At 43.7% G+C, this 19,869-nt stretch carries 19 protein-coding genes; 1 reads left to right on the top strand and 18 read right to left on the bottom strand.

Features of this window, described 5'->3' with window-relative positions; genetic code table 11:
* Positions 1–88: 88 nt before the first annotated feature.
* From AC04MM_RS08145 to metK, 13 genes are all read right to left on the bottom strand, one after another.
* The gene (locus AC04MM_RS08145) at positions 89–874 is read right to left on the bottom strand and encodes a prepilin peptidase (RefSeq protein WP_475379850.1); all 786 of its coding nucleotides are present in this window, start codon (positions 872–874) and stop codon (positions 89–91) included.
* The gene (locus AC04MM_RS08140) at positions 867–1,625 is read right to left on the bottom strand and encodes an ABC transporter permease (protein ID WP_475379849.1); all 759 of its coding nucleotides are present in this window, start codon (positions 1,623–1,625) and stop codon (positions 867–869) included. Before AC04MM_RS08140 ends, AC04MM_RS08145 begins: the two co-directional genes overlap by 8 nt.
* The gene (locus AC04MM_RS08135; protein WP_475379848.1) at positions 1,622–2,368 is read right to left on the bottom strand and encodes an ABC transporter ATP-binding protein; all 747 of its coding nucleotides are present in this window, start codon (positions 2,366–2,368) and stop codon (positions 1,622–1,624) included. The genes AC04MM_RS08140 and AC04MM_RS08135 overlap by 4 nt, the downstream gene beginning before the upstream one ends.
* A gap of 1 nt (position 2,369) precedes the next feature.
* Entirely contained in the window at positions 2,370–3,230 is an 861-nt protein-coding gene (locus tag AC04MM_RS08130) for a phosphate/phosphite/phosphonate ABC transporter substrate-binding protein (RefSeq protein WP_475379847.1), read from the bottom strand.
* Between the two features lie 43 nt (positions 3,231–3,273).
* Entirely contained in the window at positions 3,274–6,447 is a 3,174-nt protein-coding gene (gene carB, locus AC04MM_RS08125) for a carbamoyl-phosphate synthase large subunit (RefSeq protein WP_475379846.1), read from the bottom strand.
* Between the two features lie 29 nt (positions 6,448–6,476).
* Entirely contained in the window at positions 6,477–7,133 is a 657-nt protein-coding gene (locus AC04MM_RS08120) for a DUF7986 domain-containing protein (RefSeq protein ID WP_475379845.1), read from the bottom strand.
* Positions 7,120–8,232, bottom strand: coding sequence for a glutamine-hydrolyzing carbamoyl-phosphate synthase small subunit (gene carA / locus AC04MM_RS08115; RefSeq protein ID WP_475379844.1), 1,113 nt, complete (start codon positions 8,230–8,232; stop codon positions 7,120–7,122). The genes AC04MM_RS08120 and carA overlap by 14 nt, the downstream gene beginning before the upstream one ends.
* A complete protein-coding gene (locus AC04MM_RS08110) occupies positions 8,232–9,170 on the bottom strand; it encodes an aspartate carbamoyltransferase catalytic subunit (RefSeq protein ID WP_475379843.1) in 939 nt (312 codons plus the stop codon). The genes carA and AC04MM_RS08110 overlap by 1 nt, the downstream gene beginning before the upstream one ends.
* 20 nt (positions 9,171–9,190) lie before the next feature.
* On the bottom strand, positions 9,191–9,823 hold the full coding sequence (lepB, locus tag AC04MM_RS08105; RefSeq protein ID WP_475379842.1) for a signal peptidase I: 633 nt from the start codon (positions 9,821–9,823) through the stop codon (positions 9,191–9,193).
* Positions 9,824–10,561 (bottom strand): signal peptidase I, encoded by a 738-nt coding sequence (gene lepB, locus AC04MM_RS08100; protein WP_475379841.1) that lies wholly within the window; start codon positions 10,559–10,561, stop codon positions 9,824–9,826. It lies immediately after the preceding gene.
* Complete coding sequence (lepB, locus tag AC04MM_RS08095; RefSeq protein WP_475379840.1) at positions 10,548–11,375, bottom strand: signal peptidase I; 828 nt, start codon at positions 11,373–11,375, stop codon at positions 10,548–10,550. The genes lepB (AC04MM_RS08100) and lepB (AC04MM_RS08095) overlap by 14 nt, the downstream gene beginning before the upstream one ends.
* 118 nt (positions 11,376–11,493) lie before the next feature.
* Positions 11,494–13,302, bottom strand: coding sequence for a translation elongation factor 4 (lepA, locus tag AC04MM_RS08090; protein WP_475379839.1), 1,809 nt, complete (start codon positions 13,300–13,302; stop codon positions 11,494–11,496).
* A gap of 17 nt (positions 13,303–13,319) precedes the next feature.
* Complete coding sequence (gene metK / locus AC04MM_RS08085; RefSeq protein ID WP_475379838.1) at positions 13,320–14,486, bottom strand: methionine adenosyltransferase; 1,167 nt, start codon at positions 14,484–14,486, stop codon at positions 13,320–13,322.
* A 197-nt stretch (positions 14,487–14,683) separates the two neighbouring features.
* Here metK and AC04MM_RS08080 point away from each other — a divergent pair, with 197 nt between their 5' ends.
* The gene (locus AC04MM_RS08080; protein ID WP_475379837.1) at positions 14,684–15,139 is read left to right on the top strand and encodes a hypothetical protein; all 456 of its coding nucleotides are present in this window, start codon (positions 14,684–14,686) and stop codon (positions 15,137–15,139) included.
* Between the two features lie 77 nt (positions 15,140–15,216).
* On the opposite strand, the gene AC04MM_RS08075 is transcribed toward AC04MM_RS08080, so the two are convergent.
* The 5 genes from AC04MM_RS08075 to murG all read right to left on the bottom strand — a co-directional run bounded on the left by AC04MM_RS08075 (position 15,217) and on the right by murG (position 19,864).
* Complete coding sequence (locus AC04MM_RS08075; RefSeq protein WP_475379836.1) at positions 15,217–15,765, bottom strand: hypothetical protein; 549 nt, start codon at positions 15,763–15,765, stop codon at positions 15,217–15,219.
* 235 nt (positions 15,766–16,000) lie between these two features.
* Entirely contained in the window at positions 16,001–16,372 is a 372-nt protein-coding gene (gene hpf, locus AC04MM_RS08070) for a ribosome hibernation-promoting factor, HPF/YfiA family (protein ID WP_475379835.1), read from the bottom strand.
* 189 nt (positions 16,373–16,561) lie between these two features.
* Positions 16,562–17,452: a UDP-N-acetylmuramate dehydrogenase gene (murB, locus tag AC04MM_RS08065; protein ID WP_475379834.1), complete on the bottom strand. Its 891-nt coding sequence runs from the start codon at positions 17,450–17,452 to the stop codon at positions 16,562–16,564.
* The gene (gene murC, locus AC04MM_RS08060) at positions 17,424–18,773 is read right to left on the bottom strand and encodes a UDP-N-acetylmuramate--L-alanine ligase (RefSeq protein WP_475379833.1); all 1,350 of its coding nucleotides are present in this window, start codon (positions 18,771–18,773) and stop codon (positions 17,424–17,426) included. The genes murB and murC overlap by 29 nt, the downstream gene beginning before the upstream one ends.
* A complete protein-coding gene (gene murG / locus AC04MM_RS08055; RefSeq protein WP_475379832.1) occupies positions 18,770–19,864 on the bottom strand; it encodes an undecaprenyldiphospho-muramoylpentapeptide beta-N-acetylglucosaminyltransferase in 1,095 nt (364 codons plus the stop codon). Before murG ends, murC begins: the two co-directional genes overlap by 4 nt.
* Positions 19,865–19,869: the final 5 nt, after the last annotated feature.

The raw sequence follows: 19,869 nt of genomic DNA, 5'->3' as shown, positions 1-19,869 counted from the left end.
CGATTATCCAATCCTTGGTAGAGTCTTGTCAAAGTTTGTACGATTTCTAGACGTCTGGTCTAGGTCGTTTGTGCCCGTAAATAGAATCCTAAAATTGCGGGAAAAATAAATCGATGTACCAGTTTCCTACCGACTTTAGTCCAAAAATATAAAGTATCGCCCCCAAGGCGATGAACGGACCAAACGGAATCACTGCTTTTAACTTATCTTCGCTGTGGCGTGAAACATAAATACCAACAAGACTGCCGGTGATTGATGACGATAAAATGACAAACGGAATCGCTTTCCATCCTAACAAGGCCCCGATCCATGCCAAAAGTTTGATATCCCCACCACCCAAACCTTCGCGTCCGGTAAAAACATAATACACGTATGCGACCAACCATAAGACGCCGCCACCAAAAAGAAAGCCTAAAAAAGCCTCCATAAAAGCGCGTTCAGGATTTACCGCTGCACCAATCAGAGCCACAGCACATCCACCCAAAGTGATTTCATCCGGCAGAATCATATGATCCAGATCGATAAAACTTCCGGTCACCAGGCCAAAAACTAAAATAAAGTATTCAAGTGTTAACCAGCTCAGGCCATAGAGATGAAAAACGATGACCCATAAAACCGCCATTAAAAATTCAACCAGCGGGTAACGAATTGAAAACTTGGCCTGACAGTTGGCACAACGCCCTTTAAGGATAAAATACGATAACAGCGGAATGTTGTGGTACCAGGCCACCGTTTTACCGCACTCTTTGCAACGGCTGCGCCCCGTGATTTTTTCACCTTTAGGCATACGGTAGATAAGAACATTAGCAAAACTTCCGAAGCACGCTCCGAAAATAAAAACAAAAAGATAAAATAATGGCATTAAATCAGACAATTTCTTTCTTTCTAAATAGCATAGAGGCTATATAAATGCAGGCTAAGATCCAACCGAAACTATGCAGTAAGGCCCAGGCCACATCGGCTGGATTCATCAGGGCCTTCAAAAAACCATAGCTCTTCCAGTTAAATTTGTAAAACTGAGGAAAGATCGCACTCAAGACAGAAAAAATCTCTTTGCTGTTATCGACCTGTGCTTTTTCTAAAAAAAACTGCACTTCGATAATCGAATAACTCATCAGCCATACGGTAAGTGAAAGCACGAAAGCAAACATAGGGCGCGCAAGCACGCTGAACATTAAACCGATTGCGCCGATGACTAACGACTTGATGTAGATCATGGCTACGGCCACAATGTAATTGATCGTAAACATCCAGCTTGAACTGGTGATAAAGAAATTCAGGGTTAGACTGAGTACCACTACGGTAATTAAATTCAGTATTGCAAGGCTTCCAAAATAACCGATCAGAATCTGCCAACGCGGAATCGGACGTGCCAACAAGACTAAAATTGTTTTACGCTCGATCTCTTTGGCCAGTGAATGGGTCGAAAAAAAACAGGCTATAAAAACCAGCGCGATTTCAATTCCGGCCAGGCCAAAATCAACCACGAGGCGCTGCTGTTCGGTAAAACTTAAAGTTCCCAGCAACTGGCTGAAGCAGACAAACAAAAATGATAAAAACAGAACGATCTGAAAAAATTTAAGACGAAACCACTCTTGTGTGTTTACCCAGATTAATCTGATCATACGTTGTAATTAACCTCGAATTGACCTTTAAAAGCCTTGTAAGCTTCCTGGAGGGTGCTGTAATTTTTCTTAAATTCAGACGTCGAACCATTGTAGAAACATTCGCCCTGGTGAATAACAATCAGCTCTTCACACAGCTCATCGATATCTTCGAGCAGGTGGCTGCTCATCAAAACGGTGATACTGGTCTTTTTTAAATCTTTAAGAATATCTTTAATCAGAATTCTTCCGTCTGGATCTAAACCGGACATGGGTTCATCTAAAATTAAAAAATCCGGGAAAGCGATCAGGGCCTGCGCAATGCCAATTCTTTGCAACATCCCTTTTGAATAATCTTTTAGTTTTTTATCTTTGGCATGAGTCAACTTAACCAGCTCTAACACTTCGGCGGCGCGGTGGGCGAAATTATCCTTTTTTGTTCCCGATAAATCCCAGTGCAGTTTTAAAAACTCTGTTCCCGTTAAAAATTCCTGGAAAAACGGACGCTCCGGCAGATAGCCGATATGTTTTTTGAACTCGATAAACGAAAGATCATCACCGTAGCTAATGGTTCCCTGATCTGGAAAAATAAACTGCAACAAACATTTAATGGACGTGGTTTTACCTGCCCCGTTTGGCCCGATCAGGCCGACAAATTTACCTTTGGGGATAGAAAAAGAAATGTTTTTCAAAACCTGTGTTGGCTTTTTGTAAAAATCCGGCTGGAAGGATTTTTTTAAACCACTGACTTTAATTATATCCATACTACTTATTAAATACCTTCTTAACTTCGCGTACCGGATCATATTGTTTCGATGTGGCCGGCATTAACTCGCCTTTACCCATGACTTCTGAAATCAGCTTTTTCGTTCCCGCATCGCTTTGCATTTCGATTAATTCGTACATTAATTCGTGGGTTAACTTTGGATATTGATTGTAAAAATCCTGACGGACAACAATCGGGTCATTGGGAATTGGGTCACTGACCCATAATAACCTGAACTTTGACTTGGGATTCTTTTTGAATCTTTCCCAGGCGCCATCATTGTTTTTTTCATCATCGACAAATACCGCAGCGACATCGACTTCTTTATTTTCAAGTTTTTCGATTGAAGCAGCATGACTTCCGGAAAAGCCTACTGACTTAAAACTTTTATCGGTTAAATTGTTTTTACGTAAGTAGACCTGTGGATAAAGATAGCCAGAAGCTGACTGCGGGTCGACGAAGATAATCGATTTGCCTTTGATATCCTTGATCGATTTAATTTTACTATCGGCACGCACCACTAAACCGGAAAAATAAAACGGTCCGTTATAGGTTTTTTTAAGCAAGACCTTAACCGGCACTTCTTTTTCGGCTTCAACTAAACTGAAGGCAGACAAAAACGCATAGTCCACGCGCTTTTCTTTTAAAGCCGTGTTTAAGGCCGCATAATTTTTAGAGATATAAATGTTAACCGGGATATTCAGCTTTTTTTGCAGCTGCTCCGCCACAACCTGGGATTCTTTTTTTAAAGCCTCAGGATGCCCCCCGGGAATAATCCCAAGCGTAATCGACTTAGGCGCAACTTCAGCCGACGCCATGATTGAAAATAAAAATGAAAATAGAAAACCTTTAAAGCCCATATGCCATCCATTGCAATGAGCGTGCTTTTACAGCACGCGGTCTTTAAAAGGATAAGTGACTTACTTCAAAACGTCCAGTCTTTGCTTTTTCTAGGGCCAGTACAAACGCCTCAGCCGCATCGCTTTCTGTCAAACACGGGATGCTATAATCCGTACATGCTCTTCTGATTGCAAAACTTGCCTCAAGTGCATGACGACCCGCCGTTGTATTAATAACAAAATGCACCTGGCCAGAGCGGATACGATCCACACAGTGCGGGCGACCTTCATGAACCTTGTTTAAACTCAGACACTGAACGCCGTGTTCTTTTAAAAATTCAGACGTTCCGCGCGTGCCTGAGAAAGTAAAACCAAGTTTTTGCAAAGTACTTAACAGCGGAAGCATTGGTTGTTTGTCTTTATCACGTAACGACAAGAAAACTTCACCGGATTTCGGTAGTGCTAAATGACTTGAAACGAAGGCTTTTACCAAAGCCTCTGAATAAGTATCCGCACGTCCCATGGATTCGCCCGTCGACTTCATTTCAGGGCCTAACACTGAATCTGAATCCTGGAACTTCTTGAATGGGAAAACAACCCCTTTTACGCACACCTGTTTGATTTTCTTCCAGTCATAAGCTTTTTCTTCTGCTGTTAAATCAAGGCCTAACTGCCCCTTCATGCCCAGATCAACTAACGGAATACCCGTAGCTTTGGCCAAGAACGGAACTGAACGTGAACTTCTTGGGTTGGCCTCTAGCACAAAGATCTGGTCATTTTTGATCGCTAGCTGTAAATTTAAATGCCCTTCGACATTTAATTTATCGGCAAGCTTTAAACTCATCGTTTCGATCTTCTCTAAGGTTTCCTGTTTTAAACGCTGTGGCGGAACAACACCCATGCTGTCGCCCGAGTGCACACCTGCCGCTTCGATATGTTCGATAATACCGCCAACTAAAATCCAGTTTTTACCGCGCACAAGATCTACATCGACCTCAAGGGCTCCTGATAAAAACTGATCCATTAAACAAGGATTTTTTCCGCCGATAAAATCTTTGTGGCGTTCAAAGTACGACTCTAACTCGCTACGGTTTTCGATCACTTCCATACGGCGGCCTCCGATGACATAGCTCGGACGGCAGATCATCGGATACCCGACTTCGCCTTCTTTTTGTAAAGCTTCGCCGATATTACCGGCCATGGCTGAATTTGGAATTGACAGGTTTAGTTCGCGGCAAAGTTCGGCGAATTTTTTACGGTCTTCAGCTAAATCAATCGAATTTAGCGATGAGCCTAAAAGTTTAAAACCTTCCTGCGTTAAGCTACGTGCTAAGTTGATCGGCGTTTGCCCGCCAAGCTGGGCAATAAAACCTTCAGGCTTAATCACATGAAAAACTTCGGATAAGTGCTCTAATGTTAAGGGCTCAAAGAATAGCAAATCTGAAGTATCGTAATCTGTAGATACGGTTTCAGGATTTGAATTTAGCATTGCGACTTTATAGCCGAGTTTTTGCAGAGCTTTTACCCCGCGCACACATGAGTAATCGAATTCGATCCCCTGGCCGATACGGTTCGGGCCGCTGCCGATAACAGCCACGGTTTTTGGCAAGGCGATCGAGCCTTCCGGTTTACTCCAGTAGGTTGAGTAGTAGTAAGGCGTTGATGAGGCAAACTCACCGGCGCAGGTATCAACCTGGAAAAAAGCCGGGCGGATTCCGAATTTATGACGGATATTTTTTAAATTAGCTGTCTGAAAATCTTTTAGTTTAGCTAAGCGGGCATCCGTAAAACCCATACGTTTAGCTTTTAATAATAGCTCAGTGGTTAATTCTGCATTTTTAAATGTTGATTCAAATTTTACGACCGCTTCGAGCTGTTCTAAGAACCATGGCGTGATCTGAGTCAGCTCGCAAATCATGTTCAGGCTTAAGCCGTGACGGAAGGCCTGAAAGATGTGCCAGATTCTTTGTGAATTCGGATAAGAAACTTTTTCCAGATCAAAATCCACATCCGGAATGGCTTCGGTATTTTTCTCTAATGCTGCAAGCGCTTTCATGAATGACTCTTGGAAGGTACGGCCAATGGCCATCACCTCACCCACCGATTTCATTTGCGTGGTTAGAATATCTTTTGAACCCTGAAATTTTTCGAAAGCAAAACGCGGGATCTTTGTTACTACGTAATCTAACGCCGGCTCGTAGCAGGTTGGCGTTACCTGAGTAATATCATTTTTTAATTCATGTAATTGGTAGCCAATCGCTAATAAGGCTGCGATCTTTGCAATCGGAAATCCAGTTGCTTTACTGGCTAAAGCTGACGAACGCGATACGCGCGGGTTCATTTCAATCACCACACGCTCACCGGTTTTTGGGTTAGTAGCAAACTGAACGTTGGCACCGCCGGTTTGAATACCTACACGGTTAATGATTTTGCAGGCTTCATCACGCATCGCCTGATATTCGCGGTCAGATAGTGTCTGTTGCGGAGCTACCGTAATAGAATCGCCCGTGTGTACGCCGCATGGATCGAAGTTTTCGATAGAGCAAACAACCACAAAGGTACCGTTTGAATCACGCATGACTTCTAATTCAAATTCTTTCCAGCCTAAGATTGATTCTTCAACAAGAACCTCAGAGGTTGGTGATTCATGCAGAGCCTGCACAAGCATTTGTTTGTACTCTTCCGGCGAGTACGCCACACCGCCACCGCCGCCACCTAGCGTGTAGTTCGGGCGAAGGATGAGTGGGTAACCAAGCACTTCGGCAGCGGCAATACCCTGGTCAAAATTTTTAACCATTTCTGAGCGTGGGTATTTGGCACCGATTTCATCCAAGATAGCGCGAAATTTTTCGCGGTCTTCGGCAGCTTCGATCACTTCAGGAGTAGCTCCTAAGAGCTGAACACCGTGTTTTTTAAGAATGCCTTTTTTATCCAGCGCTAAGGCCAAATTAAGTGCTGTCTGTCCGCCCAGTGTCGGGATAACTGCATCTGGCTTTTCTTTTTCTAAGATCTTTTCTAAAAATTCAACTTCAAGTGGTTCTACGTAAGTGCGGGTCGCGATATCCGGATCAGTCATGATGGTTGCCGGATTTGAGTTTACCAGGATGACTTCCAAGCCTTCGGCCATTAATGCTTTACATGCTTGTGTCCCTGAATAATCAAACTCACAGGCCTGACCGATTTTAATCGGTCCGCTACCGATGATTAAAACTCTTTTGAATTTTTCTAAACGAGGCACTTAACGTCTCCAGTCCGGCAGTCCGCCGATTATAATCCCAACTTGTTTTCGTTCGTGTAAATCATATCTGGCTTTACGTGGCGGTACTGTTCAAACTTGTAACGCATTTTTACCAGACGAAGCATAAAATCTGCCGGATCTAAATCCGGATTCTTTTGGTACACTTTCACTTCAGACAAAATAAACTTTTGTGCAGATTCCGGATGAAAACAAAAACCTTTTAAGAAATATTTTTTTCCGCCAAGTTCAACAATACGGGCTTCAAAGAACTCTTTCTCATCAAACTCAAAAACATGCTGTTCAGCATTGACAGTGATTTTTTCGTTCTTGAACAGATCTTTAAGCGTGATTTCATCTTTTTTAACTTTAAGCAGCTCGAATAATGAGTGACGGGCCTTTTTTAAGATCTCGATCACCTGCATATCTTCTTCGGTTAAACGCAGTTCACGCTGGATATCGACAACCATTAACGGCGTCTGCATATGGCCTTTTAACGGACGGGTTAAAAAGTACCAGTCATAAAACTGATTCATTCTTAAAGTGTAGTTAGGTTTGTTTTCATCAAGTGTTCCGGCATTTTCAAAGAACTCTTTACGGGCCATGTTCAGCTCGTCCTGAAATTTGGCCGATGCAAAATGGCCTACTAATTTTAAGTATGAATTTTCAAATTGATCAATGGTGAGCATGATTCGGCTTTTCCTTTTTCTGGATCATTTTATAAACGAAGAAATCAAACAGCTTAACTGCATCATGCGGCCCTGGATGACTTTCTGGGTGATATTGAATACCTAAGCAGTTCAGCTTTTCTGAGAAGAATCCTGCCACGGTTTGGTCGTTTAGATTTCTATGGGTAACCTGTGCACTTTCGGGAAGTGTCGTTGAGTCTACGGCGTATCCGTGATTTTGGCTCGACATGTAGATCATATCTAAAATGCGGTCCTGGATCGGATGATTGGCACCACGGTGACCAAATTTTAGTTTGTAAGTTTTTGCACCTAAGGCGATTGATAACACCTGGTGCCCCATGCAGATGCCGAACACTGGCAACTTTCCTAAAAAGTGACGGATCGTATCCGGAGCCTGTTTAACTTCTGCAGGGTCACCGGGGCCGTTGGTCAACATAAGACCATCTGGTTTATAAGCCTCAATGGCTTTTGCCTCAGCACGCGATGGAAATACTTTTAGGTGGCTGCAGCGTTTTTTTAGTTCACGCAGGATATTTTCTTTAGCTCCGAAATCCAAAACTGCCACACGAGGACCATGGGCGTTGTCGCCGACGATCTCTTGGGTTTCTTTTCTGGAAGCCTCCCAAACCCAGTCGCCATCAACTTGCTTGGCTTTAGCAATTAGTGCTTTGGCTTTATCGCGGGCTGAAGTTTCATTGGCGGCCTGAACCACGGCTCCCCATGGAGTTCCTTGGTTGCGTAATTCCAAAACCAGTTTGCGGGTATCCACTTCTGTCATGATTGGAACTTTGTTTTCCATCAGGCGTTGCGCCCAGGCTGAATTCGCTTTGCTGAATTGCATTTGTAAACAAATAAAACCTTTGATCCAGATTTGTTTTGATTCCCAGACCTGATCATCAATGCCATAGTTACCCTGCATCGGCGCAGTCATTACGATGATCTGATTCATGTACGACGGATCCGTCGCGATTTCTTCGTAACCTGAGTGAGAAGTGTTAAACACCACTTCGCCTGCAGTTTCAGGGAATTCTGTTTGTGCTGGTAGCGCTTCGCCGGCAAACACCTGACCATCTTCTAAAACTAAATATTTTTTTAGCATTATGAAATCCTCTGTAACACTTGACGAATAAGCGCTTCGCGCACGAAGGCTCCGTTTTCTACTAATTGTAATATCTGCGAACGTGGATCTTGCAGCACTTCTTTTTCCAATTCAATCCCATAATTGATCGGCCCTGGATGCATAATTATGCTGTCAGTATTCAGATGCTCCAACGTTGCATTGTTAATACTAAAGTGCGCGCGGTAATCTTCAACCGAAAACTTCGCTCCCCCATTAACATGACCGTGACGTTCTTTCTGAACACGAAGGGCGACAACCGCATCGGCCCACTGCAAACCTTCTTTTAATTGGCTGAAATAGTTGACCTCACGGTCGACCGAATTCGGTAAAAAGCTTGCTGGACAGGCATAACCGATCTGATAGCCCAGAATACGCGACAGCTCCAAGTGTGAACTGACTACACGGGAATGCTTGATATCGCCGACGAATAAAACTTTTTTGCCTTCGAGAGTTTTGAATTTCTCGAACACGGTCAACATATCTAAAAGAGCCTGGGTCGGATGACCTTGCATACCCCAACCGGCATTAATAATCGGCGTGTGGATTTTTTCGGCCATCTCCCACATATTTAAGGCATCCGGCGCCCTGATCACAAAAAAAAGAGGCTTCATAGCCTCTATGTTTAAAATTGTATCTTCTAAGGTTTCATCTTTTTCTAGACTTGTCCCTGCTGCGCCACTTAGGACGAGTGGGTGTACGCCGGATCTGGCGCAGGCAGCTTCAAAACTAAACCTTGTGCGCGTGCTTGGCTCGAAAAATAACAGGGCTGCAATTCCACGTTGCGCAATATCTCTTTGCCCTGTGAAGTCGCGTTTTAACTTCATGGCTGATTCAAAAAGAGAATAAATTTCGGATTTTGTTGCTGACTTAAGGTCAATGACAGAGCGGTAAATGTTGTTTTGCGGGCTCGTAGACATTGAAATTTACGATAACAATTTTATTTTATCTTTGTCAAAAAACGACTGAATCTAAGCCCTTTTTCTTGTGAAATGGAATCTTGCGTTGAAGCCACCGAAAGCCAGATCAGCTGGGCCTTGCCAGAAACTTGATCAGAGCCGATTGGCCCCCAGTCTCTAGAGTCTTCGCTCGCGTCGCGATTGTCGCCTAAAACGAAAAATTCACCGGATTTAAGTGTCACTTCAGCCAGATCCTGGGTTTTTAGCTCGCCCGTCAGTGCCCGTAGAATCTGGCGGGATGAATTTAAACAAGTTTCGCTGAAAATCTCGAAATTTTCGATTTTTTGCACCGATGTGTAGGTGCATTTTTCTCCGTTGATCGCCAATTCGCCGCCGACGATAGCCAGTCTATCGCCCGGCACGGCCACCACCCGCTTAATAAAGTACTGTCCCAGTTTTTCTGTGCGGGTAAAGACGATGACATCGCCGCGCTCAGGTTGTTTTTCTTTGATCCCGTAGGCCAATTTGTTGGAAATAATAAAATCACCGGCAAGCAGTGTCGGGGCCATTGTGATCGTCGGAACTTTAAAAACGCCGATAAAAACCACCCTTAAAAAGATGGCTAATACAATAGCTCCGATAATCCATGAAAAGGTCGACATTTTTTTATTCATCTAATTTATTGTCTTGAAAAAACGCTCCAGACGCAAGCTTAACGGGTCACAAATATACGGAGCCGCTTCTAACATTTTATCGCAGCTAAACCAGACAAAACGGGCCCGTCCGACCAGAAGATCCCTGGGTAAATTTCCCCAAACACGAGAATCCTGGGAGTTGTAACGGTTATCACCCATCACAAAATAACTGCCGGGCGCAACCGTAAAGGTCTTGGCACCCAAGTCTGCCCCGGTAACTGCATCACCTTCAAAGCGCACAAAGTAAGATTTATCCCCTAATTTTTCGGAATAATATTCGGCCGGCGGCTGGTAAGCCACGCGAAACGAGATCTCGGTAGGCGGTTGCGCCACCGGGTTTAATTCTAATAATTCGCCGTTAACTTTTACATTCATGCCGTTGATTTCGATGCTATCGCCCGGAAGCCCGACTAAACGTTTGATAAAAAACACATCGCGGTTTTCCGGATAACGAAATACCACCACATCGCCGCGCTTAGGCTCAGCCCATTTGATCAGCCAGCCGTCACCCATTACCGGTTTAATACCGTAGACGTATTTTTGCACAATTATATGATCGTGAACAAACAGATTTGGCACCATACTCTCGGATGGAATCACGAAAGTTTCCAGCACCAGCCAGCGGAAGGAAAAAAACAAAATCAGCGGAAGAAAGAACAACAGGAGCGCATTGGGCCAGCGGCCCTGTTTTCCCTTTTTAGGTCTAATGAGAGACATTATGGAAAAATCTGCGCCAACGGATCGTCAGCGGGTTACAAATGACCGGTATAAACGGAACCATTTCATCACAGCTTAACCACACAAAGCTCGCACGGCCGAGGATGTTTTTCTTTGGCATATAGCCCCAGAAGCGTGAGTCATGTGAGTTGTAACGGTTATCACCCATCACAAATAAACTGTCTTCAGGCACCACCCACTCACCATCGCCAGAAAAACCCATTACTTGCGATTTCTTCATCAGAATTGAGTGTTCTACTTTGCCACCTTTGCCGTCGTTTAGCTCTTCGAAAAAGTGGATGTAGTTCGATTTTGAATCTTTGAACATGCCTTCAGAATTTAAGAAATCTTCTTCACGAAGCCAGTCAAAGTTCCACGTGGATTTAGGCACGACTTTTTCCTGCAATTCGCCGTTGATATACAAAGCGCCGTTATCAAACTTAATACGATCGCCCGAAAGACCCACAATACGCTTAATAAAAAATGTGCCTGGTTCAACCGGATATTTAAAAACCACGATCTCACCACGCTCTGGCTCGCGAAACTTAGTTAACCACTGTTCGCTGAACGGAACCCGGATACCGTAGGTGATCTTGTTTACGAAAATATGATCATTCACTAACAAGGTCGGAAGCATTGAACCTGATGGGATCACGTAAGCTTCTAATAATAACCAGCGAATGGTTAAAGCAGCCAGAATCGCCAGAGCCATTGAGCCCCAACCTTCGGTCCAAAATAACTTGTTGGTAAAATCCCAACCGTTATACTTTGGTGCTTCTTCTTTTTTTTCAGTCTTTTTTCCGAATAATCCCATAAAATGCTCTTTTCCTAATTATGATTGTCCTCAATTAGGGAAAAGGCAATAGATTCCCTTGGTCTGACGGCACGACGCCGTCAGAAGTTCTGCCAAGGATGGTCAGTTCGCTTGAAAATTAGTCTTCAACCTTAAGAATCGCCAAGAACGCTTCCTGCGGCACATCGACTGTTCCGATCTGCTTCATGCGTTTTTTACCTTCTTTTTGGCGTTCTAGAAGCTTACGCTTACGAGAGATGTCACCACCGTAACATTTCGCGGTAACGTCTTTCTTTAACGCGCCTAAAGTTTCACGCGCAATGATTTTGGCCCCGATAGCAGCCTGGATCGCCACTTGGTATTGTTGTCGCGGGATAAGCTCTTTCATCTTTTCGCACAGAATACGGCCTTTATTGACAGCCTTAGACTTGTGAAGAATTAACGATAAGGCATCGACCGGTTCACCGTTAATTAAGATATCCATCTTAACTAAGTCAGCTTCTTCAAAATCCATAAATTCATACTCTAATGAAGCGTAACCCTTAGTGATTGATTTTAAACGGTCATAGAAATCCATCACCATTTCATTCATCGGAAGCTTGTACTCGATGATCACTTTTTTATCGGTGATGTAATCCATTTTTAATTGCGTACCACGTTTATCTTCGCAAAGTTTAATTAAACTTCCGATATAATCGGTGGGCGTGTGCAGAGTGACTTTGACGTACGGCTCTTCCATTTTCGCAATTTGTGTTTCATCAGGCATGCCTGATGGATTTTCTAACATTAAAACAGTACCGTCGTTTTTCGTAATACGATAAACAACCGTCGGCGCCGTTGTAATAAGGTTTAAATTAAATTCGCGCTCTAAACGCTCTTGTACGATCTCCATATGAAGAAGACCTAAGAAACCGCAGCGGTAACCGAAACCTAAAGCTAGTGATTTTTCCACTTCGTAAGTCAACGATGAGTCATTGAGAATTAATTTATCTAAAGCATCTTTTAAGTTTTGGTACTCAGAAGCCACCACCGGGAAGATACCAGCGAAAACCATCGGTTTAATTTGTGAAAAACCTGGTAATGGTTCAGCCGCACCGTTTTTCGCAGCGGTTACCGTATCACCTACTTTGACATCACGAATATCTTTGATACCGCAGATAATGAAACCCACTTCACCCGCAGCCAATTCTTCAACCGGATCTGGGAATGGCGTGTACTTACCCATGCGAAGAACTTCGTAATCACGGTCTGTCGCCATGAACTTAATGCGGTCACCTTTTTTAATTGTGCCGTCGACCACACGCACTAAAACCACAACACCTTGATAGGCATCAAACCAAGAGTCAAAAATAAGCGCACGCGGCGTAATTGTGCGATCAGCCTTTGGTGGCGGAACTTTTTCAACAATGGCTTCTAAGATTTCTTGAATGCCGATTTTTTCTTTAGCTGATGCATGCACGATCCCGGTACAGTCTAAACCCACCGAGTCTTCGATTTGTTTGCGTACACCTTCTGGATCAGCGGTCGGAAGATCAACTTTATTTAATACCGGAATAATTTCTAAGTTATTTTCTAAAGCTAAGTAGACGTTCGCTAACGTTTGCGCCTCAACACCTTGAGCGGCATCAACAACTAGGATCGCACCTTCACAAGCTGCAAGCGAGCGCGAAACTTCGTAAGAGAAATCCACATGGCCCGGTGTATCGATTAAGTTAATCTGATACATCTCGCCGTCTTTTTGCGAACGGTATTTTAGACAAACAGTCTGAGCTTTGATCGTGATACCACGCTCGCGCTCAAGTTCCATGTTATCAAGAAACTGTGCTTTTGATTCGCGCTCAGATAAAGAACCCGTATAAGATAACAACGCATCGGCCAGGGTAGACTTACCGTGGTCGATATGCGCGATGATCGAGAAATTTCTGATAAACTTTGGATCTGTAGCCACGAAAGCCTCCGGCTCGATTACTTAGCTGCTTCTTTTAACTGTTCTACTTTATTTAATTTCTCCCATGGGAAGAAACCTTTATCTAAGTTTTCTTCGCGGCCGAAGTGACCGTAAGAAGCTGTCGGAACATAGATTGGGCGTAACAGATCAAATTCTTTTACGATACGTGCCGGGCGTAAATCCCAGTTCTTCTTCACGATCTCAGCTAATTTTTCTGCACCGATTTTAGAAGTGCCGTAGTCATTAACCGCAATAGAAACCGGCTCAGCCACACCAATCGCGTAAGAGATTTGAACTAAACATTTTTCTGCTAGACCGGCAGCCACGATATTTTTAGCTACGTGACGAGCAGCATATGCCGCTGAACGGTCAACTTTAGAAGGATCTTTACCAGAGAATGCACCACCACCGTGGGCTCCGTGACCACCGTAGGTATCTACGATGATTTTACGGCCGGTCAGACCTGCATCACCCATTGGTCCACCCGTTACGAAACGGCCAGTTGGGTTGATGTGGAACTTAGTGTTGTTATCAATCCATTTTGAAGGGATTGAAGTTTTAACCAGCTCTTCCATGATAAAAGATTTGATTTCAGCGTTGCTAACGCTGTCAGCGTGCTGAGTTGATAACACGATAGTATCAATGCGCTTTGCAATACCGTTTTCGTATTGAACCGACACTTGTGATTTAGCATCTGGGCGTAACCAGTTAACGCGACCTGCTTTACGAAGCGCTGCTAAATCTTTTACTAAAGCATGTGATAACGAAAGTGATAACGGCATGAACGATGGCGTTTCGTTCGTTGCATAACCGAACATTAAACCCTGGTCGCCGGCACCTTGCTCATCCGCACCAGTTTCTTTCACACCTTGAGCGATGTCTGGAGATTGTTGACCAACGGCTACCATCACGGCGCAAGTTTTGTAATCGAAACCTTTATCTGAATGATCATAACCGATACGGCGAACGGCATCGCGCGCGATTTCTGAAAAATTAATTTTTGCAGACGTTGTGATCTCACCGCCAACAACAACTAAACCTGTTGTTAACATGGTCTCGCAGGCAACACGGCCTTTAGGGTCTTGAGCCAAGATCGCATCAAGAATTGAATCACTGATTTGATCCGCCATTTTATCCGGGTGACCTTCAGAAACTGACTCGCTGGTAAAAATATAATTTTTCATGTTTATCCTTGTTTTTACTCGTGTTTTTAACCAGTGAAAATTACTGCATTTTTAGAGAGGAATCAATGTCTAAGCTTTAGACATTATTAACTTTTCTTCAAGCCATTCAAATAATCCCCCCAAAAGCCTTACTGCGTAGTATCTTAGCAGCAATTTAAACCCTGACCTAATAAACTCAATCTTAAGGAGTTCCTTAAATGAAAACACTAACTTTAGCGCTTAAAACGATTACCGTAGGTTTAACTCTGGTTAGCTCGGTGGCGTTGGCCTCAGACGCAGCTTCAGACAAGTTTGTTGATAAAGCTGAATTAATGCAGATTCTACGTGAAGGTGGTTTACCGGAGGGCATTCAAAACGGCCTAACCCTTGATGGCAAGAAGTGCGCATTAACAATCAGCACCGAAACAGAAAAAGAAAAAGTGGCGATGCAATCTGAATCCGATGAATATGCGCAGGAGCTTATCTTTGCTGAGTATGTAAATGACATTAAGTTTCGTATCAGCGAAACCGCTAACGGCATTTCGATTAAGCAGGATTTCGATGACAGCTATCAAATCGTAAAAATCGAAAAAATAGCACGCAATGAGGCGCGCGCGACGTTTACTGAGTATATTGCCGGCGATGAGCGCACGTTAACTTGTTCGTTTAAATAGATTTTTGCTTTAACCTGCAGAAATAAAAAAAGCCAGGTGGTTAAACCTGGCTTTTTTTATTTTAAAACAATTTTTTTTTAGAATACATAGCTTACAGTAAATACTGTTGTTCTAGATTTAAAATCTGAGAAAAACAGATCTATATCCTGACCATCAACTTCTTTAAACTTAGTATCAACCATTTCGATATTCAGATGCACTAATGGTAAAAAACCAAAGCCAACACCTAATTTCATAGCTGTACCTTCATATTCAGTATCGCCAACCTTTGATTTAGATGAAAAAACATATCCGGCATAAGGGCGCACAATTGGTAAACTTAAGCCAACAGTTGCACCGATATCAGTACCGGTCACATCATTTGATGGATCATTGTCATCTTTTCCTTTAAACTGCGACGCCTCTAAAGCAACCCACGGCAGGATAAACTTGTAACCTGCACGTAAGCCATAGACAGGGCCCTTTGACTCTGTATCAAAAGATGCACCGCCAACCAATGGAACACCAGCGGCAAATGTGCCTTCTGTTTTATTTGTCGCGTAGCCAATATACGGTTCAACGAAACCGCCGGCATTAGCAACAGTTGAAACCAACACTACTGATAAAGCTAAAATTAAATTTTTCATTTTACACTCCTTGTGTATATAACTTCATTCTTCTCTGGTGCAGATCAGTCTGCAACCTGATTACAGAATACTCGGTCTTAGGTCGTGCAAACAAAATTTCAGACCACTGTATCATCCCAATAATTATGTTGTGTGAATAAGGGCACCAAATATCTCAAAGCGAAACAAAAAAAAGCCCCGATCGTTTATAACCGACCGGGGCTGTGGGTTTTGGTTTTCTTAAATTAGAACCGCATTATGCGGCTTTACGACCGCGCGGCTGGTACTCCATTTGATCGTTTACATCACGCATGCGACCTTCTTTAGACAGGTCAAATTTCTTATGATCCTGATAGATCTCTTTTACTTTCAGAAATTGTCTTTCCATACGGTCGATCATCAGATCTACGGCCACGTAAATATCCGTAGCTGTACCGTGTGCTTTGAAAAACTTCTGTTTCGAGTTAATTGAAACCTCACAGTGGAATTCATGGTGATCTTTCCAGTAATAAACTGTGCAACGCCCTTCCTTTAACAGGAATTTACCGATTTCGTCCAACTTCTCGTTTGTGTATTTTACTAATGATTCAGAATAATCGAGATGTTTGAACGTATAGTTCGACTTCATAGAACAAGCTCCTTTAGAGTTCGCATTTTGTTTGTAAGATATTTATCGGAGTGAACTAGACCAACGTTGAGGAAGTTGGGGTAAAATTATAAAAAAATTATGTTTATTCTGTCCCGAGGTGAGACAAATTACCGGTAGAGTTTAGGCACTATAACCAAATGACGCGATTAAAACCCGCGTCACTTGGTTTTACCATCGCCCCAGGCGAACGACTTCCGTGGTGAGCTTTACGCCCTTTTCTTTTTCCACGGTCTTTTGCACATGGGTGATTACAGCCCAGATATTTTCAGCCGTGGCTTTTTCCAAATTCACGATGAAGTTGGCATGCTTGAGCGATACCTGTGCATCACCGACGCGAAAACCTTTAAGTCCGGTGCTATCGATTAATTGTGCAGCTTTATGCCCCTCAGGGTTTTTGAACACCGAACCGCAGCTTGGCATATCCAGCGGCTGTTTGCTTAGCCGGGATTTGTTGGCTTCGCGCACTTTTTCAAGAATTGTCGGATCGGTCTCAAGAGGCCAGCTCATACCGACGTTCACGATGATGTGCGGCTGCCAGCCGTCGGTGTGACGGTATTCAACGGTTAGCTGGTTTTTATTAAAGCGGATAGTCTGCAGATCTAAGGTTAAAACTTCGACCCAGTCGACAAAATCCATAAACTCACGTGGTACAAAAGCTTCGGCCACACCGGCATTCATCACCACGCCGCCACCGACATCCCCAGGCAGGCCTGCTAAAAACAGCGCCGGCGCTAATTTTTGTTTTAAAAACGTTTTTAATAACTCTGACTTGGCTGTACCTGAAAAAGCTTCGATATAAAGCTTGCCGTCTTTTTCAAAAGTCGAAATTTTTGAAAACCGGCGCAGACAGATGGTTAAACCTGCGATACCGCTATCTGAGACCAACACATTGGTACCACCACCCAAGATGGTGATTGGCATACTGTGGCTGGTTGCAAATGAAACCGCTTCTTTAAGATCATCAAGTGTCTCCGGCAAACAGAAGTTATCTGCATTGCCGCCGACAAGCCACGAGGTGTACTCCGCTAGATTAACGTTTTGCGAGATTTTCAAGGACATCTAAACCTAATTTCCAGCCATCGCCGGCACCCAGAGTTAAAAACACATCGCCATCACGTAAGTTTTTAAGAATTAACTGTAGCTGTTCAGCCTTAGGCGCATGAAACGTGTTTGGCTGGTTCATCTCTTCAATAAGTTTTTCTGAAGTGATTCCCGGAATCGGCGCCTCACCGGCCGCGTACACATCACCTAAAAACAATACATCGGTTTGCATAAAGCAGGTTTTAAAATCCTGCCAGCAATGTTGGGTGCGCGAATAGCGGTGCGGCTGAAAATAAACAACAAGTCTATTTTTATCGAACTTTTCTTTGAACGCCTGCAGGGTGGCACGCACTTCGGTCGGATGATGACCGTAGTCGTCGTATACTTTTATCCCGTGAGCTTCGCCTTTAAAATGAAAGCGGCGATCGACACCTTCAAACTGGGCGATACCTTTGGCACAGGATTCAAAATCAATTCCGGTCGCCATACCGGCAACAATGGCTGCGGTGGCGTTAAGGGCATTATGTAAACCCGGCAACTGGATTTTAAAATTACCTAAGACCTTACCGGCGCGAGAAAGTGAATAATTGCCTTTTTCGCCTTTTAAGACGTAATCGTTATTTTCGTTAAAGCCGTAGAATAAAATCTTTTTATTAAACCCTTCAAAGATCTGGCGTGTTATCGGATCATCACCGTACACAATCACAGTTCCGTAAAACGGTACGCGGTAAGCAAATTCTAAAAACGCTTTTTTGAGGTTTTCGAAAGTTTTGTAGTGATCCATGTGGTCTGAATCGATATTGGTAATAATCGAAATTTCGGGAGAGAGTTTATTAAAACTTCCGTCGGATTCATCGGCTTCGGCAATCAGCCACTCGCCTTTACCCAGGATCGCTGTTGATTTGATGCGCTCAAAACGGCCACCGACCACAATCGTTGGGCTTTGGCCTGCCTCTAAGAAAATTGACGAACACATACTGGTGGTTGTGGTTTTACCGTGGGTTCCGGCTACCGCAATACCGCGGCGGATCCGCATGATTTCAGCCAACGCTTCAGCACGCGGAATTAACGGGATTGATCGCGCCCTGGCTTCGCGGATTTCAGGATTGGTGAACGGGATAGCACTTGAATAAACCACCACATCAACATCGGCTAAGTTTTCAGCCTGATGGCCTTTGTACACTTTCACACCCAAACTTTTCAAACGTTCAGTGTTGGCATTCTCGCCGGCATCAGAGCCTGATACCACAGCGCCCGAGTTATGCAGCAGCTCGGCTAATCCGCACATGCCGATTCCGCCGATACCGATAAAGTGAAACTTGGCTTGTTCTATTTTCATGACTTAATACTTTCTAAAATATCTGAAGCAATTTTATGCGAAGCTTTTAACGGAGCCATTTGTTTCAGATTTTGTGACATTTTATTTTTTAATTCTGGATTATTCATCAGATCAGAAATAATTTTTTTAAACTGAGCAGGATCAAAAGTTTTTTGCAGCAGCATAAATCCTGCATTTGCCCGCACCAGTGCTTCGGCATTATGCTGCTGGTGATTATCCGCCGCAGGCAGAGGCACAACCACGGGCACAACACCAAAAGCCGCAGTCTCTGAAACCGTACCGGCGCCGCCGCGGCAAAAATGCACATCGGCTTGCTGGTAGTACCTAGGCATATCATAAATATAATCCATCACTTCAACACAGGCGAGACTGCCGTATTTATTTTTAATACGCTGAAAATCTAAGACGCCGGTCTGATGATAAACTTTAATTTTACTGTGCCACTCAGGATTTGCCAGAATCAGATCACTTAGCTGGTCATTTAAAAACATACTGCCTTGACTGCCCCCGGTGCACACGATGGTAAAAACCGGGCTGCTTTTACGCTCTGAAGACTCGCAGATACGTTCGATCTCAGCCCGTAAGGGCATGCCCAGTACCTGTATATTCTTTGAGGCCATGCCCTTTTGGGCTTCGGCAAAAACCAAATACGCTTTTGCGATAAACTTCGATAATAGACGATTCGCCATTCCAGGATGGGCGTTGGCTTCCCATAGTGCGGCTTTACGCCCGCACAACATGGCCGCCAGCAACATTGGCGCCGATGCGTATCCGCCAACCCCTAAAACAAACTGCGGACGATGGGTTAAAATAATCCAGAACGACTGTAATACGCCAAACGGAATCTTAAGCATAGTTTTAATTTTATTTAAAATCTGACCCTTCATGTTTAACTTTCCGCTCTGGATCAGTTTTAGCTGGTAACCGGCTTTAGGAATAATTTTAGATTCCATGCCTTGAGCAGTTCCGACGAATAAAATATCTGCCTGCGCATCTTTTTTTAAGATGGCTTCGGCAATCGAAATCGCTGGGTAAATATGCCCACCGGTTCCGCCGCCTGCGATGATAATTTTATTTCTTTGCGCTGACATACTAT

This window comes from Bdellovibrio sp. SBM16, from assembly GCF_056175625.1.
The sequence above is the reverse complement of the archived record's forward strand: the minus strand, read 5'-3'. Positions and strand labels throughout refer to the sequence as shown.